Below are 5706 nucleotides of genomic sequence, written 5' to 3' on the forward strand. Positions count from 1 at the left end.
GATAAATAACTATATAGTTGTTATCGTATAGAGATGATACGGGAAACGGGGAGATCTACGCAAAACACTCGATGCCCTCGTCCGCCACCTTGCGATAAGGAATCTCTTTTATGCCGTCTGAACGCATGACGACTCGCCGCCCTGCCAGCCTGGTAAGTACCGCCAGCGTGGCAATCATCCTGACACTCTATATCGCGATCGTTTTTGGTTTTGGGTTGTACCTTTTCTCTGTATTGGTCACCTTCATGCAAAAAAGCCTCGGTTTCGGCATTCCGGCCGTTGGCATCATCACTGGAGGGGCGCAGGTTTCGTACCTGACGGCATCCCTGCTTTGTTCGTCTTTAACGCGTCGGTTCGGTGGTGGCAATGTGATTTTTGCGGCCGCGCTGACGGCCGGTTTTTTACTGACTCTGTTGTCCGCAGTACAGAACATATGGCAGGCGGGCGCTTTGTTAATCGCCCTCGGCTCGTGTGCTGCAATGGCGATTATTCCAACGGTTGGCGTCATAGGCAAAGTCGTTCCCGTCGCCTGGCAGTCGAGTATTAACGGGCTGATATCCAGTGGAACAGCCTATGGACAGTTTGCCACGGGGCTGCTGGTTCCCTTTCTGATACATGACTATGACTGGCGTACCGTGTGGATGGTAATTGGCGTGATGTCCATTGCCGTGGCTATCATTGGTTATACCGTGCTACGTGGAGTGGCTGCGGATGTTTTCAGGGTAAAGTCCCCTCAACATTGTTTAGAAAAGCAGGCTAATCCGGATAAACGCCCCCGATTGATGTCGCTGGCAACCCCTCGCCACTTCCTGATTTGGACGCTGCTGGCACTGAGCGGTATCGCATGCGGCCCCTGGCAGAACTATCTTGCTTCCTTCCTGGGCAATGAGCAGCACTTTTCAATCTCATTTATCGGTCAGCTTTGGTCCATGATCGGCGTCACTGGCCTCATCAGTGGATTCGCGTTTGGCTTGCTGGCTGACAAGATTGGGGTTCGTATTACGTTGGCGCTCTCGTATGGCCTCCTTGTCGCCGCTGGACTGCTCGTGGCCATTGAGGGCGGAACAATTGCCTTGCGCGTGGCCGCGATTGCGTTCGGCCTGTCATTCTATGCGATCTTTGGTCTTATTCCGGCTTACATCACCAAAGCGGCGAGCCCGGAGGCCTCCACCGCTATTTTCGCGGTGGCGAATGTTTTTCTGGGTATCGGCACCAGCTTTGGTAATGCAGGCAGCGGATTCTTTCAGTCATGGATGGGGAGTTTTCAGGGAATTTATGCGGGTGTCGCTGCCATTGCCGCGGTGGCGATGATCCTCACTCTTCTCTTGCCCGATGAGCGAAAAATCACTAAAGCCAAATAGAATGCTGGGTTAACTCCGCTGCTTCCGGGTTGAGCGGCGCTCAGGCAAACGCCAGGCCATCAGCCTATCTCACCGAATTCAGCCGCCGCTGTTAACACAGCGGCGTGGCGTGCGAGTCGCTATCGTGAGGGCATTGGCTGTTGGGTAGGTTTCTTCATTTTTAACATGTTGTTACTGGAACAGAGGGGGCTTAGCTGCCTGACAATGCTGTGGGTCAGCTGAGGCGATGGAGATAGGGGGGGAGCGTGGGTTCCGGGAGTACGGACAGGACTTTCAGCTTTTTCAGCGTTCGATTTTGAGCATTCGCCAAATGCTCATCCAGGTTTTGCGCCGCGAGGTCCCAGCGACCTTCTAGCAGGAGTTGGTAGATCACCTGATGCTCACTCACCATCGCTTCATCCACGGGCAGTGAGAGCGTCTCATGGAAGATACGCGCGATAGTCAGGGTAGAGTGACTTTGCCGGAGAATATCGACCAGCGTGCGATTGCCCGCAAACTCAAGACTCAGCAGATGCAGATCGTCTTCAACCTGCTCAAGTTCGGCTCCTGTGCTGACTTTACTGGTTCGAATGCGTTCAATATGCGTCAGACTGGCTTCAATGTGCTTTTGAGGGATGAGCGGCCCGGCCCGACGCAGCGCGGCGGGTTCGAGACTGGCGCGAACTTCGTAATGTTCGCGGATTTCACGGGCGGTTAGCGGCCCGGCCAGCCATTGGGAATAAGGCTCTTTCTCGACCAGACCGCGATCGCGCAGTCGCATCAGGCTTTCGCGGATGACGTTGCGGCTGACGTGATAAAACTCGGCCGCACTGGCCTCGTTAAGCTGGTAATGACCGAAGACCATACAGGTGGACAGCGCTTCATGCAGATCGCTGAGCACTTTTTCACCGGTGCTGCGTGTATCCACCAGCTCTTGCTGCTGATCAAACCCGAGCATGGTGCGGTTGAGTGGCATACGCACCGGTTCTATTTCCTGGTCCTCTGTGGCCACGATGAAACCTCGGCCTTCGAAGCGGCTGATCAACCCTTCTTCATGCAAGAGTCCGAGTGCCCGGCGAACGGGAACGCGACTCGTACCGAATAATTCGGCGAGCGGTCCTTCCAGCATGACCAATCCGACAGGCAACGTTTTTGCCTTGATGGCCTGCTGCAATACCTGATGGATCATTTCGTAACGTGCTGTGCCACGAATGTCCGGCTTTTTATTATCGTGTGTAGTTAACATCCTTTATGACATCGTCCCCTGCCATGCGCATGTCGTCATTATCGCACACCTCTGCGGCGATGTGCGTGACTGATGGCGGTTGAAAAACAGGCTGTCTGGATAATATACACTCGATAATGGATGTTTTAATATAAGATACGTTTATGGATAATACGCATTACGCGAGTGATGTTTTAGGTGGAAATGTTGGTATATGACCCTTTCTTAAAGGGTGGCGATATATTCATCTGATATTTCTATCATTAACGATAACCTTTTGTTTTTTTGTCGTCTTAATCGCCCATTTATCTGGCGAATAGTGATTAGCCAATTAAATAGAGTGCTATCTACTTGGGACGTTTTCGATAGATAAAACGCATTTCGTTCGAAAAAACAGACGCCTGAAGTGGCGAATCGCATGGGCTGTCGGCGGTTTGCCGGGGAGGGGAAAAGACCTTTTCCGGCGTGTGGAGTAGTGCGGCGAAGCGCGATGACAGCCCACAGGCGAGATGATCAGGCGGGTTTGCTCAAGGTCTGTGTGAAACATCATGGGATAAAATGCCGAATTCGACGACGAGATCGCTTTCTTCGTCTGATTATCTGCTATTTATGTTTTCACTCCGCTGGTCATGGCGTTCTCTGCGCTGGCCAGCGCTTTTATGATTGACGGCGGTCCATCCACATTGGCCGGATGAGGGAGAATAGGATGTCATTACAGGATAAACGCGTTGTTATCAGCGGGGCGGCCAGCGGTATCGGGTTTGCTATCGCCGAACTTTTCTCACAGCAGGGTCCGCGCTTGCTGTTGTCCGATCGCGATGCGGAAGGGTTGGAACACGTCGTCGAACGCTGCCGCCAACGCGGCGTTGAATGCTATGGCAGCGTCGTGGATGTCGCGACGCCATCGGGTGCGCAGCAAAGCGTTGACGACTGCGTCCGGCACTATGGCGGTATCGATGTCCTCGTCAACAACGCGGGGCTGTTGACGCAGGCGCCTTGTGAGGCGATCACGCTGGAGATGTGGGAGGAAATGATGGCGGTAGACCTGCGCAGCGTATTTCTCTCTTCCCAGCGGGCGCTGCCGTGGATGCGGGGTCAGCGTTGGGGGCGCATCATCAATATCGCCTCTCAGCTGGGTATCAAAGGGGGGGCTGAGCTATGCCATTATGTGGCGGCGAAAGCGGGCGTTATCGGCTTCACCAAGTCGCTGGCGCTGGAGATGGCGCCGCACAACGTGTTGGTCAATGCCATCGCTCCCGGCCCGATCGCGACGCCGATGATTGACGGCATCAGCAGCGACTGGAAAAAAGCCAAAGCCGCAGAGCTGCCGTTAGGACGATTCGGGAACCCCGACGAGGTCGCACCGGCCGCGCTGCTGTTGGCCAGCGATCCGGGTGGCAATCTCTTTGTCGGTCAAACGCTGGGGCCAAATTCCGGCGACGTCATGCCGTGACCAAAAAAAAGCCGACGTGGGATTAAGCGACGATCCTGAACGCAGCAAACTGCCGTTGGTTGAGGATTGCGGTATCGTCGATTCTGGACAATGGTGACACAATAGCGTTCTCACATGCTCATGCGTTCGCACAACTTGGCGCGAACGCGCCAGAACTCGTGGTGACACGAGCGGTTCTCAGGGCTGTTAAACGGTTCGCCCGTGAGGGTTACGTCGGCATGGCCCATCTCAATTGAGCTTGAAAGGTATTATTATCGTGAAAAAAATGCACATCCCCACCACGCTTCGGGGATCTCTTCGCGTTTCTCCCCGTCAGCACCTCGGCAAACTGCCGGTGACACGCCTGCGCCCTTGCGGCGAGGAAACATCATGAGTCGGGAGATGCGAATTTCAGGACGCGAAAGCGGCAGTAGGCGCTTTCACACGCCGTTGATCATCACAAACGGCGGGCAATGATGAAGAGCAGCGGTGTGACCTTACGAGTTCTGGGAACCTCAGTGACGCTGCTGGAGCTGCTGCGCAAGCAGGCCGAGCAGGATTTGGGCATGTGTATCGACTATCGGGTATGCAGCGTCAAAGAAGCGCAGCGCATAGCGGTCATGCACCCTGAAAGTTACGATCTGTACGACCAGTGGTTTCACAATATTGACTTTGTCTGGCCCGCGCAGGCCATTCAGCCGCTTGAGATCGCCAGATTGCAGTATTGGGATGAAATTAACGACCTTCCCAAACGAGGTACGCTGTTGCCCGGTCAAGCGCTGAGCCGCGGCAGCGTACCGGCTCATCGCCTGTATGTGCAGGATAACGGCGAACTGGGCGCCCATCCCACCGACCGAATCAGTATGCTGCCGTTGACGCACAACACCGACAGCTTCGCTTATCAGGTCGAGCGTTTGCCAGCTTCGCTCAGGGGAAAGGAGGAAAGCTGGGGATGGCTGGTGAATCCTGCGTTTTTTGGTCAGGTCGCGTTACAGGATGATGCCTCGATGGGCGTGCTGGACGCCGTACTGGCGGTGCAAGCGCGCGGACCGTTCCAGTTCGGCAATGTGGGTAATCTGACGCTGGAAGAGATCGATCGGCTGACCGATGTCCTGGCTGGTCTGCGCAGGCAGGGGCATTTTGCCGCGCTGGGTTCTACGCATGACGAAGCGAGCAAGCTCATCGGGAATCAGCTGGTCTGCATACAGAGCCTGTGGGCGCCAACGTATTTTCGGCATCATTTCCGCCAAAAAGGGTTCAAGCTGGCGGTGCCGCAAGAAGGTTATCGCGCCTGGTACGGCGGTCTGTCGCTGTCGCGTTGTGTCAGCGGGCGCGTGAAAGAAGCAGCCTATGATTATCTGAACTGGTGGCAGTCCGGCTGGCCGGGGGCGGTCATGGCGCGACAGGGCTACTATATTTCTAACCCGCAGCGCACGCGCGCGTATCTCTCTGATGCCGAATGGGATTTCTGGTACGGCGGCAAACCTGCTTCCGAAACGCTGCCGGATGCCCACGGCAACCCCTTGATCATGCCGGGCGAACTGCGTGACGGGGGGAGCTACGAGCAGCGCATGGGGCACATCGCCGTCTGGAATTCGGTGATGGATGAGCACAACTATCTCGTGCGGCGCTGGCAGGACTTTATTCACGCCTGACCGCGGATAAACGGCGGCGATCGCCTTGTGTATGCGATGTCGGCGTCAAGCTCA

At 55.4% G+C, this 5706-nt stretch carries 4 protein-coding genes; 3 read left to right on the plus strand and 1 reads right to left on the minus strand.

Annotation, left to right across the window (positions count from 1 at the left end; genetic code table 11):
• The first annotated feature begins 110 nt into the window (after positions 1–110).
• Positions 111–1361 (plus strand): nitrate/nitrite transporter, encoded by a 1251-nt coding sequence (locus Q7O77_RS13875; RefSeq protein ID WP_304168394.1) that lies wholly within the window; start codon positions 111–113, stop codon positions 1359–1361.
• A gap of 214 nt (positions 1362–1575) precedes the next feature.
• On the opposite strand, the gene Q7O77_RS13880 is transcribed toward Q7O77_RS13875, so the two are convergent.
• A complete protein-coding gene (locus Q7O77_RS13880) occupies positions 1576–2586 on the minus strand; it encodes a GntR family transcriptional regulator (protein WP_304168396.1) in 1011 nt (336 codons plus the stop codon).
• Positions 2587–3271: 685 nt separating this feature from the next.
• Here Q7O77_RS13880 and Q7O77_RS13885 point away from each other — a divergent pair.
• Both Q7O77_RS13885 and Q7O77_RS13890 read left to right on the plus strand, forming a co-directional pair.
• Complete coding sequence (locus Q7O77_RS13885) at positions 3272–4018, plus strand: SDR family NAD(P)-dependent oxidoreductase (protein ID WP_304168399.1); 747 nt, start codon at positions 3272–3274, stop codon at positions 4016–4018.
• A 452-nt stretch (positions 4019–4470) separates the two neighbouring features.
• Positions 4471–5652, plus strand: coding sequence for a PotD/PotF family extracellular solute-binding protein (locus tag Q7O77_RS13890; RefSeq protein WP_369696225.1), 1182 nt, complete (start codon positions 4471–4473; stop codon positions 5650–5652).
• The last annotated feature ends 54 nt before the right edge of the window (positions 5653–5706 follow it).

The organism is Lonsdalea britannica, assembly GCF_946477055.1.
GTDB classification, from domain to species: Bacteria; Pseudomonadota; Gammaproteobacteria; order Enterobacterales; family Enterobacteriaceae; genus Lonsdalea; species Lonsdalea britannica_A.